The 21,181-nt window shown below is 68.4% G+C and carries 20 protein-coding genes; 8 read left to right on the forward strand and 12 right to left on the reverse strand.

The genetic code is table 11. The annotated features are described in order from the left end of the window. Positions 1 to 18: 18 nt before the first annotated feature. Genes trmB through UC35_RS19395 form a run of 4 tightly spaced genes read right to left on the reverse strand, consistent with a single transcriptional unit; the run spans position 19 to position 3,639 of the window. Positions 19 to 744, reverse strand: coding sequence for a tRNA (guanosine(46)-N7)-methyltransferase TrmB (gene trmB, locus UC35_RS19380; RefSeq protein WP_227820387.1), 726 nt, complete (start codon positions 742 to 744; stop codon positions 19 to 21). Then, a complete protein-coding gene (gene gluQRS, locus UC35_RS19385; RefSeq protein ID WP_061502609.1) occupies positions 737 to 1,618 on the reverse strand; it encodes a tRNA glutamyl-Q(34) synthetase GluQRS in 882 nt (293 codons plus the stop codon). The genes trmB and gluQRS overlap by 8 nt, the downstream gene beginning before the upstream one ends. Before the next feature lie 26 nt (positions 1,619 to 1,644). After that, complete coding sequence (locus tag UC35_RS19390; RefSeq protein WP_061502611.1) at positions 1,645 to 2,688, reverse strand: NAD(P)/FAD-dependent oxidoreductase; 1,044 nt, start codon at positions 2,686 to 2,688, stop codon at positions 1,645 to 1,647. A gap of 12 nt (positions 2,689 to 2,700) precedes the next feature. Further along, the gene (locus UC35_RS19395; protein ID WP_061502613.1) at positions 2,701 to 3,639 is read right to left on the reverse strand and encodes a LysR family transcriptional regulator; all 939 of its coding nucleotides are present in this window, start codon (positions 3,637 to 3,639) and stop codon (positions 2,701 to 2,703) included. A gap of 138 nt (positions 3,640 to 3,777) precedes the next feature. Between UC35_RS19395 and UC35_RS19400 the strand changes: the two genes are divergently transcribed. From UC35_RS19400 to UC35_RS19415, 4 genes are read left to right on the forward strand one after another with little or no spacing between them, the layout of a single operon-like run. Continuing rightward, positions 3,778 to 4,482: a pirin family protein gene (locus UC35_RS19400; protein WP_061502615.1), complete on the forward strand. Its 705-nt coding sequence runs from the start codon at positions 3,778 to 3,780 to the stop codon at positions 4,480 to 4,482. Between the two features lie 33 nt (positions 4,483 to 4,515). Beyond that, a complete protein-coding gene (locus UC35_RS19405) occupies positions 4,516 to 4,968 on the forward strand; it encodes a DoxX family protein (protein WP_061502617.1) in 453 nt (150 codons plus the stop codon). Beyond that, positions 4,965 to 5,519 carry a flavodoxin family protein gene (locus UC35_RS19410; protein WP_061502619.1) on the forward strand — a complete coding sequence of 185 codons (555 nt, stop codon included), beginning with the start codon at positions 4,965 to 4,967 and terminating at the stop codon, positions 5,517 to 5,519. The genes UC35_RS19405 and UC35_RS19410 overlap by 4 nt, the downstream gene beginning before the upstream one ends. Before the next feature lie 13 nt (positions 5,520 to 5,532). Then, positions 5,533 to 6,420, forward strand: a complete 888-nt coding sequence (locus UC35_RS19415; RefSeq protein WP_061502621.1) for a pirin family protein — start codon at positions 5,533 to 5,535, stop codon at positions 6,418 to 6,420. A 21-nt stretch (positions 6,421 to 6,441) separates the two neighbouring features. Here UC35_RS19415 and UC35_RS19420 read toward each other — a convergent pair whose 3' ends face one another. Then, positions 6,442 to 9,453 carry a fused MFS/spermidine synthase gene (locus tag UC35_RS19420; RefSeq protein ID WP_061502623.1) on the reverse strand — a complete coding sequence of 1,004 codons (3,012 nt, stop codon included), beginning with the start codon at positions 9,451 to 9,453 and terminating at the stop codon, positions 6,442 to 6,444. A gap of 155 nt (positions 9,454 to 9,608) precedes the next feature. On the opposite strand from UC35_RS19420, the gene UC35_RS19425 reads away from it, so the two are divergent. Genes UC35_RS19425 through UC35_RS19435 form a run of 3 tightly spaced genes read left to right on the forward strand, consistent with a single transcriptional unit; the run spans position 9,609 to position 12,582 of the window. Continuing rightward, positions 9,609 to 11,240: a hypothetical protein gene (locus tag UC35_RS19425; RefSeq protein WP_061502625.1), complete on the forward strand. Its 1,632-nt coding sequence runs from the start codon at positions 9,609 to 9,611 to the stop codon at positions 11,238 to 11,240. An 11-nt stretch (positions 11,241 to 11,251) separates the two neighbouring features. Then, positions 11,252 to 11,635: a GtrA family protein gene (locus UC35_RS19430; protein ID WP_082793401.1), complete on the forward strand. Its 384-nt coding sequence runs from the start codon at positions 11,252 to 11,254 to the stop codon at positions 11,633 to 11,635. Then, complete coding sequence (locus UC35_RS19435) at positions 11,632 to 12,582, forward strand: glycosyltransferase family 2 protein (protein WP_061502628.1); 951 nt, start codon at positions 11,632 to 11,634, stop codon at positions 12,580 to 12,582. Before UC35_RS19430 ends, UC35_RS19435 begins: the two co-directional genes overlap by 4 nt. Positions 12,583 to 12,595: 13 nt before the next feature. On the opposite strand, the gene UC35_RS19440 is transcribed toward UC35_RS19435, so the two are convergent. Continuing rightward, the gene (locus tag UC35_RS19440) at positions 12,596 to 13,333 is read right to left on the reverse strand and encodes a sulfurtransferase (RefSeq protein ID WP_061502630.1); all 738 of its coding nucleotides are present in this window, start codon (positions 13,331 to 13,333) and stop codon (positions 12,596 to 12,598) included. 53 nt (positions 13,334 to 13,386) lie between these two features. On the opposite strand from UC35_RS19440, the gene dnaE reads away from it, so the two are divergent. Beyond that, entirely contained in the window at positions 13,387 to 16,848 is a 3,462-nt protein-coding gene (gene dnaE / locus UC35_RS19445; protein WP_061502632.1) for a DNA polymerase III subunit alpha, read from the forward strand. Positions 16,849 to 16,955: 107 nt separating this feature from the next. Here dnaE and tolA read toward each other — a convergent pair whose 3' ends face one another. The 6 genes from tolA to nusB are packed head-to-tail and all read right to left on the reverse strand — an operon-like array spanning position 16,956 to position 21,132. Continuing rightward, positions 16,956 to 17,828: a cell envelope integrity protein TolA gene (gene tolA / locus UC35_RS19450; RefSeq protein ID WP_082793402.1), complete on the reverse strand. Its 873-nt coding sequence runs from the start codon at positions 17,826 to 17,828 to the stop codon at positions 16,956 to 16,958. 20 nt (positions 17,829 to 17,848) lie between these two features. After that, entirely contained in the window at positions 17,849 to 18,274 is a 426-nt protein-coding gene (locus UC35_RS19455) for a biopolymer transporter ExbD (RefSeq protein WP_061502634.1), read from the reverse strand. A gap of 1 nt (position 18,275) precedes the next feature. Then, positions 18,276 to 18,974, reverse strand: coding sequence for a protein TolQ (gene tolQ, locus UC35_RS19460; RefSeq protein WP_061502636.1), 699 nt, complete (start codon positions 18,972 to 18,974; stop codon positions 18,276 to 18,278). After that, positions 18,964 to 19,392, reverse strand: a complete 429-nt coding sequence (ybgC, locus tag UC35_RS19465) for a tol-pal system-associated acyl-CoA thioesterase (protein WP_061502638.1) — start codon at positions 19,390 to 19,392, stop codon at positions 18,964 to 18,966. Before ybgC ends, tolQ begins: the two co-directional genes overlap by 11 nt. Positions 19,393 to 19,450: 58 nt before the next feature. Next, positions 19,451 to 20,635, reverse strand: coding sequence for a pyridoxal phosphate-dependent aminotransferase (locus UC35_RS19470; protein WP_061502639.1), 1,185 nt, complete (start codon positions 20,633 to 20,635; stop codon positions 19,451 to 19,453). Further along, positions 20,632 to 21,132 (reverse strand): transcription antitermination factor NusB, encoded by a 501-nt coding sequence (gene nusB, locus UC35_RS19475; protein ID WP_061502641.1) that lies wholly within the window; start codon positions 21,130 to 21,132, stop codon positions 20,632 to 20,634. The genes UC35_RS19470 and nusB overlap by 4 nt, the downstream gene beginning before the upstream one ends. Positions 21,133 to 21,181: the final 49 nt, after the last annotated feature.

Below are 21,181 nucleotides of genomic sequence, written 5' to 3' on the forward strand. Positions count from 1 at the left end.
GCCAGCTGGCGAGCGAATTCAGCTCTTCCGGAACACCACGTCCCACACCCCGTGGCCGAGCTTCAGTCCGCGGTTCTCGAACTTGGTCAGCGGACGGTAGTCGGGCCGCGCCGCGAAGCCCTGGGTGGTGTTCTGCAGCGCGGGCTCGGCCGAGAGCACCTCCAGCATCTGCTGCGCGTAGGGCTCCCAGTCGGTGGCGCAATGGATGTAACCGCCGCGTTGCAAATGTGCGGCCAGTTTGGCCACCAGCGGCGGCTGGATCAGGCGCCGCTTGTTGTGCCGCAGCTTGTGCCAGGGATCGGGAAAGAACACATGCACGCCCGCCAGGCAGTCCGGGGCCAGCATGTGGTCGAGCACTTCGACCGCGTCGTGCTGCACGATGCGGATGTTGGCCAGCTCGTGCTCGCCGATGCGCTTGAGCAGGGCGCCCACGCCCGGTTCATGCACTTCGCAGCACAGGAAGTTCTTCTCCGGCATCAGCCCGGCGATATGGGCCGTGGCCTCGCCCATGCCGAAGCCGATTTCCAGGATGGTGGGGGCTTCGCGGCCGAAGGCTTGCGCCAGGTCCAGCGGCGTCGCGCTGTAGGGGAGCAAGAAGCGGGGCCCCCATTGCTCGAAGGCCTTGGCCTGGCCAATGGTGGTTCTGCCGGCGCGCCTGACGAAGCTGCGGATGGCGCGCGGATGCTGGATGTGGTCGGGGGCGCCGGAAGGCGAGGGGGCGGGGCTGTTGCCGGTGTCAGTCACCCGGCCGATTGTAAAAGTCGCGCCACTGCGCACTCCAGCCGGCGAGCGCCTCGCCGACGCTGCCTGACTGGCGCTGCAGCCCCAGCACCCGGGCTGCGGCATTGAGGGCGGAAAGCGCATCCGACGTATCCAGCGCCTTCGCGCCGTTCTGCTTGGAGAGCTTCTCGCCGTTGTCCCCCAGCACCAGCGGCGTGTGAAAGTAGCGGGGCGTCGCCACGCCCAGCGCGCGTTGCAGCTGGACCTGCCGCGCCGTGTTGTCCGCCAGGTCTTCGCCGCGCACGACATCGGTGACCCCTTGCGCCGCATCGTCCACCACCACCGCCAGCTGGTAGGCCCACAGGCCGTCGGCGCGCTTCAGAACGAAATCGCCCACTTCGCGCTCCACGTCCTGGGCCTGCGGTCCCAGCCGGCGATCGGTCCAGCGCACCGTGCCCGGCTCGATGCGGAACCGCCAGGCGCGCGCCGCGCGGCCGCGCAGGCCGCCCCGGCAGGTGCCGGGATACACCAGCTCGCCGTGCCGCTCGTGGCTGCGTCCGGCCGCGGCCAGCGCCTGTTCGATGTCCTTGCGCGAGCAGGCGCAGGGGTAGGCGCGGCCCTGTGCCACGAGCAGGTCGAGCGCCGCCTGGTAGGGCGCGCCGCGGGCGGACTGGAACACCGGCGCTTCGTCGGCCAGCAAGGCGCAATCGGCCAGCTGCCGCAGGATGGTGTCGGTCGCTGCGGCATCGCAGCGCGGCGTGTCCACGTCTTCGATGCGCACCAGCCAGCGGCCGTCATGCGCGCGCGCGTCCAGCCAGCTGGCCAGCGCCGCGACCAGCGAGCCGGCATGCAAGGGCCCGGTGGGCGAGGGCGCGAAGCGCCCGACGTAGCGGGCCATGGGGTTAGGGCCTGTTCATACAGGCCCTAAGCGACGGCCAGCGCCAGCTCCAGCCCCGAAACGAAGGCGTCCTCGACGCGATGTCCCAGGCACCAGTCGCCGCACAAGCCGATGCCCTGGCCGCCATCCCACAGGTGCGACGCGCCCAGCGGCTTCATGGTCTTGGCCCAGCGCCAGCGGAACACCTCGGCATGGCTGGGCTCAGCCCGGATGCCGGTGATTTCGGAGAAGGCCTTGAGCAGCTTGGCCTGCACGCGTGGGCCGTCGTCGCCCTCGTGCTCCTGCGACCAGGCCGGGCTGGCCTGCGCCGTCCAGCGCTCCACCGGGCTGCGGCCGGGCTTGGACGATTCGCGCGCCAGCCAGGCCAGCCGGTGGTGCGTGCTCAGCGCGGCGTTCCACTGCGGCCCCAGGTGCGCGAGTTGCGGTTGCGTGGCGTGCGGGAACGCCAGCATCAGCGTCCAGCAGGGCGCGACTTCGACCGTTTCCATGCGCGCCGCGAAGTCCGGCGCGACGCCCGACAGGCGCAGCAGCCCGCCGGCCGGCCCCGCCGGCAGGGCCAGCAGCACGGCCTCGTAGCCGGAATAGACATGGACGGAATCCTGCGCGCCGCTGGTGCGCAGCTGCCAGCGCGAGGCATCCAGCGCGTCGCGTTCGACGCCGGTCACCCGGGTTTCGAGTTCGATGCGCCCGCCCTCGACCAGCGGCCGCGCCCATTGGCGCGCGACTTCGTGCATGCCCGGGACGCCGACCCAGTGCGCTTCGCGCGCGGGCAGCGACGCCTCCGCCACGCGGCCATGCGGGTCCAGCACCCGCACGGCGTTGGCGCTCCAGGCCTTGCAGGCGCCCGGCGCGGTCTGCAGGGCCTGCTCGAACCGGGCGTCGCGCACGGTGAAGTACTGCGCGCCGTGGTCGAAGGTGCCGAAGGGCGTGTCGCAGGTGGCCGTGCGGCCGCCCACCTGCGCCTCCTGCTCGAACACGGTCACCTCGTGCCCCGCGCGGGCCAGGGTGCGGGCACAGGCCAGGCCGGCGATGCCGGCGCCGACCACTGCGATTTTTTTAGTCGATTTCATTGTTTGATTGCCCTAGTTTGGCATGCCGTGCCGCTCCAGCAGCGCTTTTCGCGTCACCGGGCTGTCCAATTGCGCCAGCCACCATTGCAAGGCGCGGCCGGGCGTGGCGCTGGTGCGCCAGGCGTAGCTCAGACGCACCAGGCGCGGGTCGCGATGGACCTTCTTGACCACCAGCGTGCCGGTTTCCACGAAGGGCCGCGCCATGGGCTCCGGCAGAAAGCCGCCGCCCAGGCCGCGCAGCTGCGCATCCAGTTTGGCGCGCATGGTGCCCACGGTCAGCACGTCCTGCCCTGCCAGCAGGCCGAAGGTCACCCCCGAGCCGCGCTGCACCGAGTCCGCCACCGCCACCGCGCGATGCTTCAGCAGCACTTCGTCCCGGATCGGCTCCTTGACACTGGCCAGCGGGTGATGGGGCGCCACCGCATAGATGAAGGGCAGGTCGCCAAGCGGCTTGCTGTGCACGTCCACCGCGGTGCCCGGTTCCACCGCGATGCCGATCGCCAGGTCGGCCTGGCCGCTGGTGAGCGCTTCCAGCGTGCCGGAAAGCGATTCGTCGCGCAGGCGCAGCCGCGTGTTGGGCGCCACGGGGCAGAAGGCCTGCGCCAGCTCCATCACGGTGGAACAGGCGATCACCGTGTCCACCGCGACCGTCAGCTGCGACTCCCAGCCGGTGGCGACCCGCTGCACGCGGTTGGCCACGGCGTCGATCTCCTGCAGCAGGCGGCCGCCTTCGCGCAGCAGTTCCTGGCCGGCGTCGGTCAGGCGCGCCTGGCGGGAACTGCGGTCGAACAGCAGCACGTCGAGCGCGTCCTCGATCTGGCGGATGCGATAGGTGACCGCACTGGGGACGAGCCCGAGCTCGCGCGCTGCCGCGGCGAAACTTCCCGCCTGCTCGACGGCCTGCAACAGGGCAAGCGAATCCGGGGTGAGCACATCGCGGGCCGTGGGCATGGGCGTGGAAGACAGGGTACGTAGGACGTTGCAGGACTTCAGTCTTTTTGAATGATGCCATCAAACCAGGGGCATGCGACTACAAGCCCCACGTCCCTACATTGGCAGCATCACTCACGCACCCACGGAGCAACACCGATGTTGACCTTGCGCAAGGGCCGCGAACGCGGCTACGCCGACCACGGCTGGCTGAAGTCGTTTCACAGCTTTTCCTTTGCCGGCTACTACGACCCGCAGCACATGGGGTTCGGCAACCTGCGCGTGATCAACGAGGACCGCATCGCGCCGGGCACGGGCTTCGGCACGCACGGCCATCGTGACATGGAAATCATCAGCTACGTGCTGGAAGGCAACCTGGCGCACAAGGACAGCATGGGCAACGTCAAGGGCATTCCGCCGGGCGAGGTGCAGCGCATGAGCGCGGGCCGCGGCGTGATGCACAGCGAGTTCAACCACGCCCCGGGCGAGGAGACGCATTTCCTGCAGATCTGGATCGAGCCCAATGAGCTGGGGATCGCGCCCGGCTACGAGCAGAAGGCATTTCCCGCCGGCGAGAAGCGCGGGCGCCTGCGCCTGGTGGCTTCCCCCGGGGCCGAAGACGGATCGGTGCGCATCCACGCCGACGCCCGTATGTACGCGGGCCTGTTCGACGGTGACGAGGCATTCGAGCTCGCGCTCGACCCGCAGCGCAAGGGCTATGTGCACGTGGTGCGTGGTGAGCTCGAGGTCAACGACCAGAAGCTCGTTGCAGGCGACGCCGCCAAGCTGGAGAACGAAACGGCAGTGCGGCTGTCCAAGGGACGGGATGCCGAGGTCTTGGTGTTCGACTTGGCTGAACGCTGATTTTCTTTTTCTGTTGAGTAGGAAGGACGACTCATGACCACCTACACCACCTCCCACAATTCCGCGCACGATGTCTTGGCGCTGATCGGTCGCGTCTTGATCGCATACGTCTTCGTTCCTTCTGGATGGGCCAAGCTGGTTGGCTTTACCGGAACGGTGGGCTACATCGCATCCAAGGGCGTTCCGCTGCCGGAAGTTTGCGCAGCCATTGCCGTAGCGACTGAGCTTGGCTTGGGGCTGCTGCTGCTGTTCGGCTTCAAGACGCGATGGGTCGCGCTCGCCATGGCCGTATTCGTGGCCGTGATTACGCCTATATTCCATGGTTACTGGGCAGTGCCCGAGGCGCAAATGGCAATGCAAAAACTCAGCTTCAACAAGAATCTTGGAATGATCGGCGGCCTGCTGGGTTTCGCGGCATTCGGCGCCGGACGCCTTAGCCTGGACGGCGGGCGGCGAACCCGCGTCGGCGGCATGCAACCCGCATGACCCGCATCACCGTCGTCTATCACTCCGGCTACGGCCACACGCAGCGCCTGGCGCAGGCGGTGGCCGAAGGCGCCAACGCCGAACTGCTGGCGATCGATGCCGACGGTAACCTGCCGCCCGAGGGCTGGCGGCAACTGCGCGACAGCGACGCCATCATCTTCGGCACGCCCACCTACATGGGCAGCGTGAGCTGGCAGTTCAAGAAATTCGCCGACGCCTCCTCCAAGCAATGGTATGCGCAGGAATGGAAGGACAAGATTGCGGCGGGCTTCACCAACAGCGCCGGCATGATCGGCGACAAGCAGGGCACGCTGCTGACGCTGTTCACGCTGGCCATGCAGCACGGGATGATCTGGGTCAGCCAGGGCCTGATGCCGGCGCAGATGAAGGCCTCGCGGCGCGACGACATCAACTTCCTGGTGTCTTACAGTGGCGCGGTGTCGGCCTCGCCGGCCGATGGCGGAGTGGCCGACATGTCGCGTGGCGACCTGGAAACCGGCCGCCTGTTCGGCCAGCGGGTGGCCGAGGTGGCCGCCCGCCTCAAGGGCTGAAGGAGAGCTTGCCGTGCTGCACCTGAAGGGACACGAGAAGGACCTGGGCGGCGGTTTCGTGGTGCGGCGCCTGCTGCCGGCCCTGGACCGCCGCAATGTGGGTCCCTTCATTTTCTTCGACCATTTCGGCCCGGTGGACGTGCCGCCCGAGCAGAGCCATGACGTGCGTCCGCATCCGCACATCGGCCTGGCCACGGTCACCTACCTGTTCGAAGGCGCGATGATGCATCGCGACAGCCTGGGCAACGAACAGCTCATCGAGCCGGGCGCGATCAACTGGATGACCGCCGGCCGCGGCATCGTCCATTCCGAGCGGCGCCCGGAGTCGCTGCGTGGCAAGGCCTATGCGATCCATGGGCTGCAGCTGTGGACGGCCTTGCCGCTGGCGCACGAGGAGGACGAACCCGCCTTCGCGCACACGCCGGCCTCGGCGATCCCGCAGGTGGCGCTGGGAGGCGCGCAGGTGCGGGTGCTGGTGGGCAGCGCGTTCGGCGCGAGCTCGCCGGTGGCAGCCCTGTCGCAGACCCTGTACCTGGACGTGAAGCTGGAGCCGGGCGCCAGCTTCGAGCTGCCGGCCCTGGTGTCCGAGCGCGCGATCTATCCCGTGCAGGGCGAGGTGAAGGTGCAGCAGGAGCGGCTGCCGGCGCGCGCGATGGTCGTGCTCGAGCCAGGCGGCAGCGTCACGGTGCGCTCGGACGGGCCGGCGCGCCTGGTCGTGGTCGGCGGCGAGCCGCTGGATGGGCACCGGCACATGTGGTGGAACTTCGTCTCCAGCCGCAAGGACCGCATTCTCCGCGCCGGCGCCGACTGGGAAGCGCAGCGCATGGGCCGCGTCCCCGGCGACGATGAATACATCCCGCTGCCGCCGACGCGCTTCACGCCGCCCGAGCCCGTTTCCTGAGTTGTCGGACCGGCCGTCCGCCTATTGCGCGCTGAGGATCATCACGAGCAGCCGGAACCACGGCTGCTCGATCTCGCTTTCCGGCAAATGCGCGCGCTGCGCCGCCAGCACTTCCGCCGCGCGCGCGCGATCGCCCCGGCCCAGCAGCGCGCTGGTGGTCGCCAGCGCCGCGAAAGACCGTGCCGGCGTCGTGAGCGAGGGGTCCTGCGCCTGCACCTGCAAGCCGCGCTCCTGCGTCGCCGCCGCATCGCGAGCCGCCACGCCAGCCAGCAGGCCGAGCCACGCCGACTGCACCGGCGTCAGCTTGCTGCCGCAGCGCTGCGCCATGCCGCTCCAGAAGCCCTGCGCGTCTTTGGGCAGCGCGCCGGCATTGAGGATGGAAGCCACCCGCACGACCGACTGCCAGGCCGGTCCGGTTTCCGCCGGCACTGCGCAGGATTGCGACCAGCCGCGCACCAGTGCGAGGTCCACCGCGTAGTCGGCGTACCAGCTCGCATCGCCGGCGTCCACCGGCCTGCCTTGCAGGTAGCGCATGGCATTGCGTCCCGCTGCGACCTTCTGCAGCGCCTTGGGCATGGTTGCGGTGGCGATCGTCACCTGGCCGGCATGGGGCGCCGGCCCGTTCGCGAATTCCAGGAAGGGCAGCGGCGCCTCGGGCAGCGCGAACAGCGGCGCTGCCGTGGCGCCCAGGAAGCGGGCGCGGGCGGCGTGGTTGTCGACGAAGGGAAAGTAGTCGGAGTTCGGCGGCGCGCCATAGGACTGCGCCAGGATGCGGATCGCCGCCGCCGGCCCGCCGTCATGCCCGGCCAGGCTGGCGGCGCTGTCGATGCCGATCTCCAGCAGGCGCTTTCGCATGCCCTGCATGCCGTCCAGCGCCGCCACGTCGATCGCCGGCGGGCGGCCGTTGCGCCGCGCCACCAGCACCACGTCGGCGTGGTTGGTGGTGTAGGCGGCGAAATCGGGGAAGACCGTGGCGAAGGCGCGCACGATGGAGCCCACCACCTGCGGGCTGGCTTCGTACAGGTGCAGCCACTGCACGAAGTGCCCGTCGGCGGCCAGGTGGTTGGCGGCGTGGCGGTAGAACTCGGTGGTGAACAGGCCGGAGACGCCGCTCACCCACGGGTTGGAGGGCTCGGAGACGATCAGGTCGTAGTGCGCGCGGGCCTTGGCGAAATGGGCCCGGGCGTCGTCGATGATGATGCGGCTGCGCGGATCCTCGAACACCTTGGCATTGCGCGGGCGGAACAGCTGCGCGGCCTCCACCATCATGGGTTCGATCTCGATGGTGTCCACCGCTTCCAGCCGCGGCGACTCCAGCAGCACGGCGCTGGAGGTGCCGGTGCCCAGGCCGATCACCGCCGCGCGCCGGGCCTGCGGATGGTGGATGGGACCGAGCGCGCCCAGCAGCACCATGGTGGCATCGTCCAGGGTCGTCACCGCGCCCTGCGGGTGGCTGGCGCCGTCGGACTTGCCGTTCGTCAGCAGGCTGCGCGTGCCATTGCGGCTTTCCAGCACCGTCACGGTCGCGGTCTTGCCGTCTCGATGAAACGGGATGATGCTGTCCCGATCCACGAGCGGGCTGCCGTTGCGGAACACGCCGGAGGCCAGCACGCGCGTGTCCAGCGTGGTCGCCAGCGGGAAGGCGAGCAGCAGGGCGCAGGCGGTGCCGGCGGCCAGTGCGGGCGAGACCCATCGGCGTGGTGCGACGGCTTTCTCGCCGGGCCCGGCCAGGCGCCACAACAGCAGGCCCAGCGCCACGTCGATCGCAGCGCCCGTGGCCAGCGACCACTTGAGGCCCAGGGCCGGCAGCAGCAGGTGCACGGCCAGGAGCACGCCGGCGATCGCGCCGAAGGTGTTGACGCCGTAGACCTGTCCCACCTGGCGCTCGCCGTGACCGCCGCGCAGCAGCGCCGCGGTGATCAGCGGCAGGGTCATGCCGGCGCAAATCGTGGCCGGCAGCATCACGGCCGCGGCCATCACGCCCATCGCGATGTTGAACAGGCCATAGGCCTCCTCGGCACGCCGCAGGGCGCGCAGCGCGAAGGCCATGGTGTCGAACAGGCCGGCATAGAGCGGCAGCGTGGCCACGGCCAGCACGCCCATCAGCACCTGGATGGCCGCCAGCAGTCGCAGCACGCCGGGGGCGGTATCGATGCGCTTGCGGATCCACCAGGCGCCCAGCGCCAGGCCCAGGATGAAGGCCGACAGCATCAGCTCGAAGGAGTGGGTGGCGGCGCCGAACACCAGGGTCAGCATGCGGATCCACACCACTTCGTAGACGAAGGAGGACAGCCCGGTGAGCGCCGCGACCAGCAGCAGCACGCGCAATTCCCGCGTCGAGGCCTGGGCCGCCGGCCGCTGCGCCGCAGGCGGCTCGGCCTGGGCGTCGCCCACGCTGCCGGCCGCGAAGGCCGCCAGCGCGACCAGCAAGTTCATGCTGCCCGCCAGCAGCATCGTGCCCGGCAGCCCCAGCGCGGGGATCAGCAGGAAGCCCGATCCGAGCACGCCCAGCGCCGCGCCAGCACTATTGAGGAAATAGAGAAGGCTCAGGCCGCGGCCCGGCCGCACGCCCAGGCGGATCACGCCCGCGCTCATGAGCGGGAAGGTGGTCCCGAGCAGGATCGAGGGCGGCAGGATCAGGGCCGCGGCCAGCAGCCAGGACGCAGCGCAGGAGCCCGGTTCGCCGCACACGGCCGGCAGGAAGCTGGCCGTGGCCCAGGCGGATGCACTCTCGAACAGGCGCTGGAAGCCGAAGGCGAACACGCCCACCAGCGCTTCCGCCGCCGCATAGAGCAGGATCGGCCGGCGCAGGCGCTCCGACCAGCGCCCGGTCAGCCAGGCGCCCAGGGCGAGGCCGCCGACGAACACCACCAGCACCACGGCCTGCGCATAGGCGGCATGTCCCAGCAGCAGCTTGAGGTAGTGCGACCAGATCGACTCGTAGATCAGGCCGCAAAAGCCCGAGACGAAGAAAATGGCGTAGAGGGCGAGGACCTGGCGCGAGCGCGCCACAGGCTGCTGGGTTTCATGCATCTGCCGATTCTAGGAAGCGACTGTCGCGGGGCCGCCACGGGCTATCCCGGTCAACGAGCCCGCTTCGATCTGGCGGCGATCAAAAAGTGAAACCTCAGGCTGCACGATAATTGCGTGCCGCCGGAGGAGCGGTGCATTTCAGAAAAAGAACAAGCATGCAGACGCCGCCTGCCGTTTTCCCCTTGCCCGCCTCGAATGCCTTCCTCGGCCTCGCCTTGCCGGGTCGGGCCGGCGCAGCGCTGCTCGTGGTGTTCACCGGCCTGCTGACGGCCTGGGTTTTCTTCCTTGGCTACTACCCATCGATCTTCCATTCGGATGCGGCCGCGCACCAGTTGCTGGCACAGGCCATGGTGGACGAGCGCAGCCTGTTGCCCCGGGACTTCGCCTACGGCAACCAGTTGATCCTGTGGCGCAACAACCTGTTCATCGCGCCGGCGCTGGCACTGGGCCTGGAAGGCTATCGCGCCTACGCGGCGGGCTCCATGGCGACCTTCGCCGTCTTCTTCCTCGCGGCGTTCCTGTGCATCGACTCGCTGCTGCAGCACTGGCGCCGCTCGTTGCTGGCCTGCTGGCTGCTGTTCCTGCCCCTGGGCCACACCGAAGCCGACTTCATCCTCGGCCAGCAATCGCACCTGGGCATCGTGGTGCTGGCGCTGGTGATCGTCATCCAGGCGTTTCGCGCGAGCCAGGGGCACCGGCGGGCGCCGGTGCTGTGCGCCCTCGCGGTGTTCCTGCTGGTGCTGGAGGCGCCGACGCGCGCCGTGATGCTGCTGCTGCCGCTGGCCGCGGCGCTGTGGGCCGGCGGACGGCTGGGCGGCGCCAGGTCCTGGCTCGGTCTGGTGGTCGCCGGGGCCCTGGCCGGGTATGCGGGCAACCGCTGGCTGCTCCTTTCCCATCAGGTCGTCGGCATCCCGCCCCTGCCGCTCGCGGCCTATGACCACTTCCTGGCACGGGCCAGCGAACTGCTCAAGGGCATCGTCGACTATTTCATCGGTTTCTACCAGTTCGCGGGGATGTCCTCGAAGCCGGCGCACCTGGTCCTGTACGCCTTGAAGACGCTGGCGCTGGCCCTGTTCGCGGGCCTCGCGGTCTGGCTGGGCGCGCGCCTGGCCCGGCGGGTGATGTCGCCGCCGCAGTCGCACCCGGCGGCAGGTCCCATCGAGTTCGTGGGGATGACGGGCGGGCTGGGCGCAGCGCTGGGCTTTTTCATCGTGTGCGCGATCGAGTACTGGCTCGACATCCGGCACTTCCTTTGGGCGCTGGTGCTCCTGAAGCTGGCGCTGCTGCTGGCGGCGCTCCAGTGGCTGTCGCACCGGCGGTTCGAGCGACCGATGCTTGCCGCGCTGTGCGCGCTGGCGATCCTGACATCCACGGTGGGTTCCGCCCTTGTCGTTCCTCCCTATCGCGCGCGGCTCCAGTCGGAGCTTGCCGTGCACAACGACGGGCCGGTGTTCGCGCGCGTCGCCGCCCGGATGAAGGAGCTAGGGATCCGCCGCATCTACGGCGAGCACTGGGCCACGCTGCGCACCGAGGTCCTGATTCCCGGCGCGCAGGCTTCCGTGATCACCCTGGACGGGGACAAGGTCCAGTTCGTTTCCTTCGTGACCCGTCCGAGCCGCCAGTGCGTCGGCGGCGAAGTGCTGTACCTGCTGGACCGCGGCATCGCGCCCGAGATGAGGATCATCGAAAAAGTGCTGGCCGGCGGCGGCCGCGAGGTGGAGTGCCTGCGGGGCAACTGGACCCTGTTCGCCGGGCCGCCGGTCTGGGACAGGGCGGGCTGCTTGTGACGAGGGCGCGCATGCGAGTGCTGGCGCAGTTCGCCCGTTTCGGGCTGGTCGGCGTGGCCAACACCCTGGTCGGCAGCGGCCTGATCCTGCTGCTCGCCTGGCAGGGGGTCGATCCCTACCTGGCCAATATCCTCGGCTACGTCACCGGCACCTTGCTCAGTTTTGCCCTGAATGCCCGCTGGACCTTCGGATCGCGCATGAGCGCCGACCACCTGGCGCGTTTTCTCCTCGTGATCGTGGCGGCCTATGTCATCAACCTGCTGGTGCTCGCCCTGACCCTCGGACTCGGCTGGGGAGCGCTGGCGAGCCAGCTGCCGGCCATGGTGTGCTTCACGGTGGCGAATTTCCTCGGGCAGCGCTACTTCACCTTCCGCGAACAGGAACAGACTGCATGAAGCTGGCCATTGTCGTGCCCTGCTACAACGAAGAAGAGGTCCTGCCGGTGACCCTGAAGCGGCTGCTGGGGCTGCTGTCGCAACTGCGGGCCCAGGGAGCGGTCGACTCGGACTCCATGTTGCTGTTCGTGGATGACGGCAGCAAGGACCGCACCTGGGAGCTGCTGCGCGAGGCCGCCGCGGCCGACGCCCGGGTGCAGGCGCTGCGCCTGTCACGCAATCGGGGGCACCAGCGCGCGCTGCTGGCCGGCCTGCGCGAAGCCCAGGCGGACGCTGTCGTCAGCATCGACGCGGACCTGCAGGACGACCTGGGCGCCATCGTCCAGATGGTGGCGGCGGCGGCCGGCGGCGCCGACATCGTCTACGGTGTGCGCTGCCAGCGCAACTCGGATACGGCCTTCAAGCGCATCACCGCCGAGGGGTATTACCGGCTGCTGGCGATGTTCGGCGTGGAGGTCATCTTCAACCATGCGGACTTCCGGCTGATGTCGCGCCGGGCGCTGGAGGCGCTGGGGAAGTTCCAGGAGTCCAATCTCTTCCTGCGCGGCATGGTGCCGCAACTCGGCTTCATGACCACCGTCGTGTACTACGAGCGGCATGAGCGTCATGCGGGCAATTCGAAGTACCCGCTGGCGAAGATGCTTTCGCTGGCCTGGGAGGGCATCACTTCGTTCTCGGTCGCGCCCCTGCGCTTCATCACACTGCTGGGGCTGTCCACCTGCCTGCTGGCCCTGGGGCTCGGGCTGTGGGCGCTGGGGATCGGGATCTTCACCAGCGAGGCCGTGCCGGGATGGACCTCGACGGTGGTGCCGCTCGCCTTCATCGGCGGGGTGCAATTGCTCTCCCTGGGCGTGATCGGCGAATACGTCGGCAAGATCTATCTCGAGACCAAGCGGCGGCCGGCCTACTTCGTCTCGGAACGGCTCAGTCCGGACGACGCGACCTGAGCCCGCGCCGGCTTCAGCCCGCCGCCGGCAGCAGGTCGGCCTGCAGCGCTTCGCGCTCGTCGAACACGAAGCAGCGGCCGTGGAAATGCGCGCCACCGGCTTCCTCGAAGTACTTCAGGATGCCGCCTTCCAGCTGCCAGACCGTGTCCAGGCCGGCCTCCTGCAGCACCAGCGCCGCCTTTTCGCAGCGGATGCCGCCGGTGCAGAAGCTCACCACCGCCTTGCCTTCCAGCTCCGCGCGGCGTTCGCGCAGCGCCTGCGGGAATTCACTGAACCTGGAGAGCCGCCAGTCGATGGCGCTGTCGAAGCTGCCGTAGTCGACCTCGAAGCCATTGCGCGTGTCCAGCAGCGCGAGCGGCCGGCCTGCGTCGTCGTGGCCCTGGTCCAGCCAGCGCTTGAGCGTGAGGGCCTGGAGGGCCGGCGCGCGTCCGGCGGCCGGCCGGATCGCCGGATGGTCCATGCGGATGATCTCGCGCTTGACCTTCACCCGCAGGCGGCCGAAGGGCTGGCGCTGGGACCAGCTCTCCTTGGCCGAAAGTCCCGCCAGCCGCGCGTCGGCGCGCAATTCCTGCAGGAAACCGCGCACCGCCTCGGCGGCGCCGGCCAGGAACAGGTTGATGCCTTCCTCGGCCAACAGGATGGTGCCCTTGAGCCCCAGCGCCTCGGCGCGGCCCAACAGGCGCTCGCGCAGGGTGTGGGCGTCGGGCAGCGGAACGAAGTGGTAGGCGGAGACGTTCAGGACATTGTTCACATCCGGAATTTTAGGAGTGTGTCAACCCCCGGGCGTTTCCTACAATTCCACCGATGTTCGTCCACCTGCGCCTGCACACCGAATTCTCCATTGCCGACGGCACGAACCGGATCGACGAGATCGTGCAGGCGGCTGCGCAAGACCAGCAGCCGGCGCTGGCGATCACCGACCTGAACAACCTGTACGGCGGGATCAAGTTTTACAAGGCCGCGCGCTCGGCGGGCGTGAAGCCGCTGCTCGGTGCCGAACTCGTGCTGCAGGGCCTGTCGCAGGAACCCGCCGCGCTGTCGCGCATCCTGGTGCTGGTGCAGAACCGGCAGGGCTACCTGAACCTGTGCGAGCTGCTGACACGCGCCTGGACCAGCAACGTGATCGATAACCAGGGCGCCTGCAAGCTCGAATGGCTGCGCGAGCTGAGCGAGGGCCTGATCGCGCTTTCCGGCGCACAGGCCGGTCCGGTGGGCCAGGCGCTGCAGCGGCGCGACGAAGGGCGCGCAGGCGAGGTGGCGCTCACGCTCGCTTCGGTCTTCCCGCACCGCTTCTACATCGAACTGCAGCGCGCCGGCCGCGCCGATGACGAGGCCCATGTGGCGTCGGCGGTGCAGCTGGCCGCGCGCCTGAACCTGCCGGTGGTGGCGACCCACCCCGTGCAGTTCCCGGCCGAGCAGGACTACGAGGCGCATGAAGCGCGTGTGTGCATCTCCGGCGGCGAGATCCTGGGCAACCCGCGCCGGGTGCGCCGCTTCACGCGCGAGCAGTGGTTCAAGCCGCAGGCCGCGATGGAGCAGCTGTTCGCCGACGTGCCCTCGGCCGTGGCCAACACCCAGGAGATCGCCAAGCGCTGCAACCTGGTGCTGGAGCTGGGCAAGCCGCAGCTGCCCGTGTTCCCCACGCCCAACGGCATGCCGATCGAGGAGTACTTCCGCTTTGCCTCGCGCGAAGGCCTGAAGGAGCGCCTGCTCCACCTGTACCCCGACGAGGTGGCGCGCGAGAAGCAGAGGCCGCGCTACGAGCAGCGGCTGGACTTCGAGATCGAAACCATCCTGACCATGAAGTTCCCGGGGTACTTCCTCATCGTGGGCGACTTCATCAACTGGGCCAAGAACAACCGCTGCCCGGTGGGGCCGGGGCGCGGCTCGGGTGCGGGCTCGCTGGTGGCCTACGCGCTCAAGATCACCGACCTGGACCCGCTGGCCTACAACCTGCTGTTCGAGCGTTTCCTGAACCCGGAACGTGTGTCGATGCCGGACTTCGACATCGACTTCTGCCAGAGCAACCGCGATCGCGTCATCGACTACGTCAAGGGCAAGTACGGCAAGGATGCGGTGAGCCAGATCGCCACCTTCGGAACGATGGCGGCGAAGGCCGCGATCCGCGACGTCGGCCGCGTGCTCGACATGGGCTACAACTACTGCGATGGCATCAGCAAGCTGATCCCGAACAAGCCGGGCCAGCACATCACCATCGACGATGCGATCAAGCAAGAGCCGCAGCTGGCCGAGCGGCTGGAGAAGGAAGACGAGGTCAAGACGCTGATCGGCCTGGCGCAGAAGCTCGAAGGCATGACCCGCAACGTCGGCATGCATGCCGGCGGCGTGCTGATCGCGCCGGGCAAGCTCACCGACTTCACGCCGCTGTACCAGCAGCCCGGCAGTGACTCGGCCGTCAGCCAGTACGACAAGGACGACGTCGAGGCGGCAGGGCTCGTGAAGTTCGACTTCCTGGGCCTGGCCACGCTCACCATCCTGGAGATCGCCAAGGACTTCATCCGCGCGCGCCATCCGAAACGGGCCGATTTCGCCTTCGAGAACGTGCCGCTGGAGGACGCGCCCACCTACCGGCTGTTCGCCGACGGCAAGACCGAAGCGGTGTTCCAGTTCGAATCGCGCGGCATGCAGGGCATGCTGCGCGACGCCAAGCCCACGCGGCTGGAGGACCTGGTCGCGCTGAACGCCATGTTCCGCCCGGGGCCGATGGAGAACATCCCGTCCTTCTGCGCGCGCAAGAACGGACGCGAGGACGTGGTCTATCCGCATCCGCTGCTGGAGCCGGTGCTCTCCGAGACCTACGGGATCATGGTCTACCAGGAGCAGGTGATGCAGGCCGCCCAGATCCTCGGCGGCTATTCGCTCGGCGGCGCCGACCTCCTGCGCCGGGCGATGGGCAAGAAGAAGCCCGAGGAAATGGCGCAGCACCGCCAGATCTTCCGCAAGGGCGCCGCCGACAAGAGCATCAGCGAAGAAAAGGCCGACGAGATCTTCGACCTGATGGAGAAGTTCGCGGGCTACGGCTTCAACAAGTCGCACGCCGCGGCCTATTCGCTGCTGGCCTATCACACCGGCTGGCTGAAGGTCCATTACACCGCCGAGTTCTACTGCGCCAACATGACAGTGGAAATGGACGACACCGACAAGCTCAAGGTGCTGTTCGAGGACGCGCGGGACAACTTCGGCATCGGCTTCGAGGCCCCGGACATCAACCGCGGCGTCTACCGCTTCGAGCCGGTGTCGGACAAGCTGATCCGCTACGGCCTGGGGGCGGTCAAGGGCACCGGCCAACAGGCCATCGATGCCATCGTGGACGCGCGTCAGGCGGGCGGGCCGTTCCAGAGCCTGTACGACTTCTGCGTGCGCATCGACCGCAGCCGGGTCAACAAGCGCACGGTGGAAGCCCTGATCAAGGCGGGCGCCTTCGATTCGCTGCAGCTCAATCGCGCCTCGCTGCTGGCCTCGCTCGACCTGGCCTTCGACTTTGCCGCCGCTACCGATGCCAATGCCAACCAGGGCGGCCTGTTCGACATGGACGACTCGCATGCGGCCAGCACGCAGGAGCCGCCGCTGGTGGAAGCCACGCCCTGGGGCGTGCGCGAGCGGCTCGGGTTCGAGAAGATGGCGATCGGCTTCTTCCTGTCGGGCCACCTGTTTGACGAGGTCGCGCTGGAGGTGCGGCGCTTCGCCAAGCGCGCCATCGACGACCTGATCGACAGCCGCGAACCGCAACTGCTGGCCGGCATCGTCAGCAACTTCCGGGAGATCAATGGCCAGCGCGGCCGGCTCGCGATCTTCAAGCTGGACGACAAGTCCGGCACGATCGAAGCCACCGCCGACGAGGCGGTGATCAATGCCCATCGCAACCTGCTGAAGGACGACGAGCTGGTGATCGTAATGGGCAAGATGCAGCCGGACCGCTTCAACGGCGGCTTTCGCCTGAGCATCACCCAGGCCTGGGACCTGCCCACCGCGCGCTGCCGTTTCGGCAAGTTCCTGCGGGTGGCGGTGAACGGCGTCGCGCCCGACATCAAGCGCCTGCTGCGCGACTTCCCGCCCCGGCGCGAGCAGACCGAACACGGCGAGCTGCTGCGCGGCCTGCCGGTACGGCTGGCGCTCAAGCGCGAAGGGGCGCAGGCCGAGATCCAGCTCGGTGACGAGGCGCGCTTCTTTCCCACCGATGCGGCCTTGGCTAGCTGGATCGCACAGGCGGACCAAGGCAAGGCGCAGGTGGTGTACGAGAGCTGAGCAGCAGGGCAGGGCTCAGCGCCCCTCACCCCAGTCGGAGTGGTCTTACTCCCTCTCCCGCTTGCGGGAGAGGGCAGGGGTGAGGGCTCGGAGGGCGCCGAAGGCGCTCAGTCCTTCAGCTTGAACACCATCTCGAATTCGGGCACCACGCTGCCATCGGTGTCGCGCGGGATGGAGCCGGTCCGCTCGACCGCCCGCAGCACCGCGTCGTCCCAGCTCTTCACGCCGCTCGACTTGATCAGCTTGCTGCTCACGATGGTTCCGTCGGGCGCGACTCGCAACTGGACCTCCGCCGCCGGATTGCCGCCCACGATGTCGGTGAATACGATGTTCGGCTTGATGCGGCCGGCGATGCGCCCGGCATAGCTGGCCGATGGCCCCTTGCTCTTCAAGGCGCTGCCCGTGGCGCTCGGCGATCCGCTGCTGCCCGCCAGGCCCTGCATGCGCCGCATGTTTTCTTCGCGCAGCTGGGCCAGCTTCTTGTCTTCGGCTTCCTTCTTGGCCTTGTCGGCCTTGGCCAGCTGCTCCTGCTTCTTGCGGTCCTCGGCAGCCTTCTCCTTCGCCGCCTGCTCGCGCCTGGCGGCTTCTTCCTGCTGCTGCTTCTTCTTCGCCTCCTGCACCTTGCGCTCTTCCTCTTCGCGCTGGCGCCGCGCCTCGTCTTCGAGCCGCTTCTTCTCGCGCTCGGCCACGATGTCCGGTTCCTTGACGACCGGCGGCGGCGCGGGCTTTTCGACGACGGGTGGCGGGGCAGGGGGTGGTGCAACTTGCGGCACCACAGGCGCCGGCGGCGGGGCCGCCTGCTCGGGGATGCTCGACCACAGCTCGGCTTCGGCGGCGACCTTGTCCTCCTTCTGCCAGTGGATGCCCCAGGTCAGGGCCAGCAGAAGCAGCAGGTGCGCGATGACGGCGAGCACGAACGACCGTATCGCCGCCGGTTCCCGGGGCGGCGCGAAGGCCTGGCTGTCCGCGCCTGCTTGCATGGCTGGGGTGTCCTGCTCCGCTATTTGGTCACCTGCACCGAAAGTCCAACGCGCTGCACACCGGCGCGCTGCAGGGTATCCATGACCTTGACCACGACTTCGTACTTGACGTTCCGGTCGGCCGCGATGATCACCGCGCTGCTGCCGGCCGGACGGCTGGACTGGGCCTGGGTGACGATGCCGGCCAGGTCCGGCAGGGGCACCGTCATGGTCTGGTCGTTGATCCGCACGTCGATGCCTTCGTCCTTGCGGATCAGCACCTGCACCACCTGCTCAGGTGGCTTGGCGCCGCGGCCGACGCTGGGCAGGTCGATCATGCTCGGCGCGATCAGCGGCGCCGTGACCATGAAGATGATCAGCAGCACCAGCATCACGTCGATGAACGGGACCATGTTGATCTCGTTGATGGTGCGGCGGCCGCGGCCGCGACTGGCGACGGCGGGCATGTCAGTGTCCCGAAGCCGTGGGCGAATGCGCGCCCAGGTTGCGTTGCAGGATGTTCGAGAACTCCTCGATGAAGGTCTCGAGGTGGATGGCGACGCGGTCGATGTCGCGCGCGAAGCGGTTGTAGGCCACCACCGCCGGGATGGCGGCGAACAGGCCGATGGCGGTGGCCACCAGCGCCTCGGCGATGCCCGGCGCCACGGTGGCCAGGGTCACCGACTGCAGCGCGCCCAGGCCGACGAAGGCGTGCATGATGCCCCAGACGGTGCCGAACAGGCCGACATAGGGCGACACCGAGCCCACCGAAGCCAGGAAGGACAGGTGGGTCTCCACCGCGTCGATCTCGCGCTGGAAACTGGCGCGCATGGCGCGCCGGGCGCCGTCGAGCAGCGTGCCCGGATCGGCGATGCGGCGCTCGCGCAGCTTGGTGAATTCGCGCATGCCGCTGGCGAAGATGCGCTCCATCGGGCCGGCGACCTTGGCGTTCTGGGCCGCGGCCGCGTACAGGTCGTTCAGGCTGGTGCCGGACCAGAAGTCGCGCTCGAATTCCTCGTTGAGGGAATTGACGCGCTTGATCGAGAACAGCTTGCGCAGGATGGCCGCCCAGCTTGCGATCGACACGCCCACCAGCAGCAGCATGACGAGCTTGACGACCCAGCTCGCATTCAGCACCAGTTGCAGGATCGACAGTTCATTGCTCATGTGGAATCTTTTGTAGTGCCTCGAGGATAGGCGAAGGAATTCTCGCAGGCTGCAGCGTGCCTGCCCGCACCCAGCCGATGCGGATCGTCCCCTCGCACAGCAGGTCGCCAGTAGCGAGCAGCGCCTGCTGTGCCATTATCAAAGAGGCACGGCCGATCTCTGTGACCTCTGCCGTAACAATAAGTTCATCGTCCAGCCGGGCCGGCCGGAGGTAACGTACCCGGGTTTCCCCTACGACGAATATGCCGCCCGAGGTTTCGCGCAGCTCATGCTGGTTGATACCCAGCGAGCGCAGCCATTCGGTGCGGGCGCGTTCGAAGAACTTCAGGTAGTTGGCGTAGAAGACGATGCCGCCCGCATCCGTGTCCTCCCAGTAAACGCGTACGGGCCAGGTGAAGACCCCGCGTCCTGCCGTCATTCGACAACCTCCGCCCTGCGGGCTGCGGTGCTATGAGCCTTCGGAGCGGCCCTGCGGCTCATGCGAGCACGGCCGCCAGGCGCCGGGCAGCTTCCTGCAGGTGGTCCATGGAACTGGCGGTCGAGAAGCGGATGAAGCGGTGCGCCTCGGCCACGCCGAAATCGCGGCCCGGCGTCACGGCCACATGGGCGCGTTTCATCAGTTCGAAGGTGAGTTCCCAGCTGTCCTTCACGCCCAGCTTGCGGCAGGCCTCGGAGCAGTCGGCCCAGGCGTAGAACGCGCCGTCCGGAACCACCGGCACCGGCAGGCCCATGGCTTCCAGCTGCGGGATGAACCAGTCGCGCCGCGCCTTGAACTCGGCGCGGCGCCGCTCGTACTCGGCGATGCTGTCCGGCTCGAAGCAGGCCAGCGCCGCATGCTGGGCCACCGCGCTCGGGCAGATGTAGAGGTTCTGCGCGAGCTTTTCGATCGCGTGCGCCACCTCTTCCGGCGCGACCACCCAGCCCAGGCGCCAGCCGGTCATGTTGAAGTACTTGGAGAAGCTGTTGATGCTGATGACCTGGTCGTCCAGCGCCAGCGCGGTGTGGCCGAAGGTCTCCTCGTACGACAGCCCCAGGTAGATTTCGTCGATCAGCGTGATGCCGCCCTTGCCCTTGACGAACTCGTGGATGCGGCGCAGCTCATCCGGATGGATCGAGGTGCCCGTGGGGTTGGAGGGCGAGGCCAGCAGCACCCCGCGCGTCTTCGGTCCCCAGTGCGCCTCGATCTTCGCTGCGCTGAGCTGGTAGCGCTCCCCGGCCGTCGTGGGCAGCCGCACCGGCTGGCCGCCCGCCGCCGTCACGAAATGGCAGTTGCAGGGGTAGCTCGGGTCCGGCATGAGGATTTCCTCGCCGCGTTCGATCAGCGCCAGGCAGGCCAGCTGCAGCGCCGCCGATGCGCCAGCCGTCACCACGATGCGCCTGGCCGGGACGTCGACGCCGAAGCGCTGCGTGTACCACTGGCTGATGCGCTCGCGCAGGGCATCCAGGCCCAGCGCATGGGTGTACTGCGTCGCGCCGCGCTCGATCGCACGGTCGGCCGCGTGGCGCACCAGCGGCGGCGCGGTGAAGTCCGGCTCGCCGATGTTCAGGAAGATCATCGGCCGGTCGGTATGCGCCACCTCGCGTGCGAGTTTGGAAGCCGCCTTGGCCACCTCCATCACATAGAAGGGTTCGATCTTGTCGATCAGGCTGGAAAGTCTCATCGTGCCTTGCCCGCCGCCCGATCAGCCTCGACTTCGGCCGGCCGCAGCTGGCCGGCCAGGCCGTTGAGGACGGCGTTGACGTACTTGTGGCCGTCAGTGCCGCCGAACTCCTTGGCCAGTTCGATGCATTCGTTGAGCACCACGCGCCATGGCACGTCCGGCGCATGCAGGAACTCGTAGACGCCGATCCACATGACGGCATGCTCGATCGGGGAGATTTCCTCGAGCTTGCGGTCCAGCAGCGGCGCGATCAACGCGTCCAGTTCCGGCTGATCCTTCACGCAGCCGTGCAGCAGCGCGTCGTAGTGGACCGAATCGGCCTTGTGGAAGCCCGACAGGTCGCGGGTGAAGACGTCGATGGCTTGCGCTTCGTTGCGGCCGACCAGGTGCTGGTAGAGCGCCTGCAAGGCGAATTCGCGCGCTCGGCTGCGCGCCGACTTGGCCGACGCCTTGCGCGCGCCGGTGCTGGTGGTCCCCGGTTTCTTCGCTTCGGTCATTGATTAACCTTCGCCCTGCGGGCTGCGGTGCCATGAGCCTTCGGAGCGG

This window comes from Ramlibacter tataouinensis (genome assembly GCF_001580455.1).
Classification (GTDB): domain Bacteria; phylum Pseudomonadota; class Gammaproteobacteria; order Burkholderiales; family Burkholderiaceae_C; genus Ramlibacter; species Ramlibacter tataouinensis_B.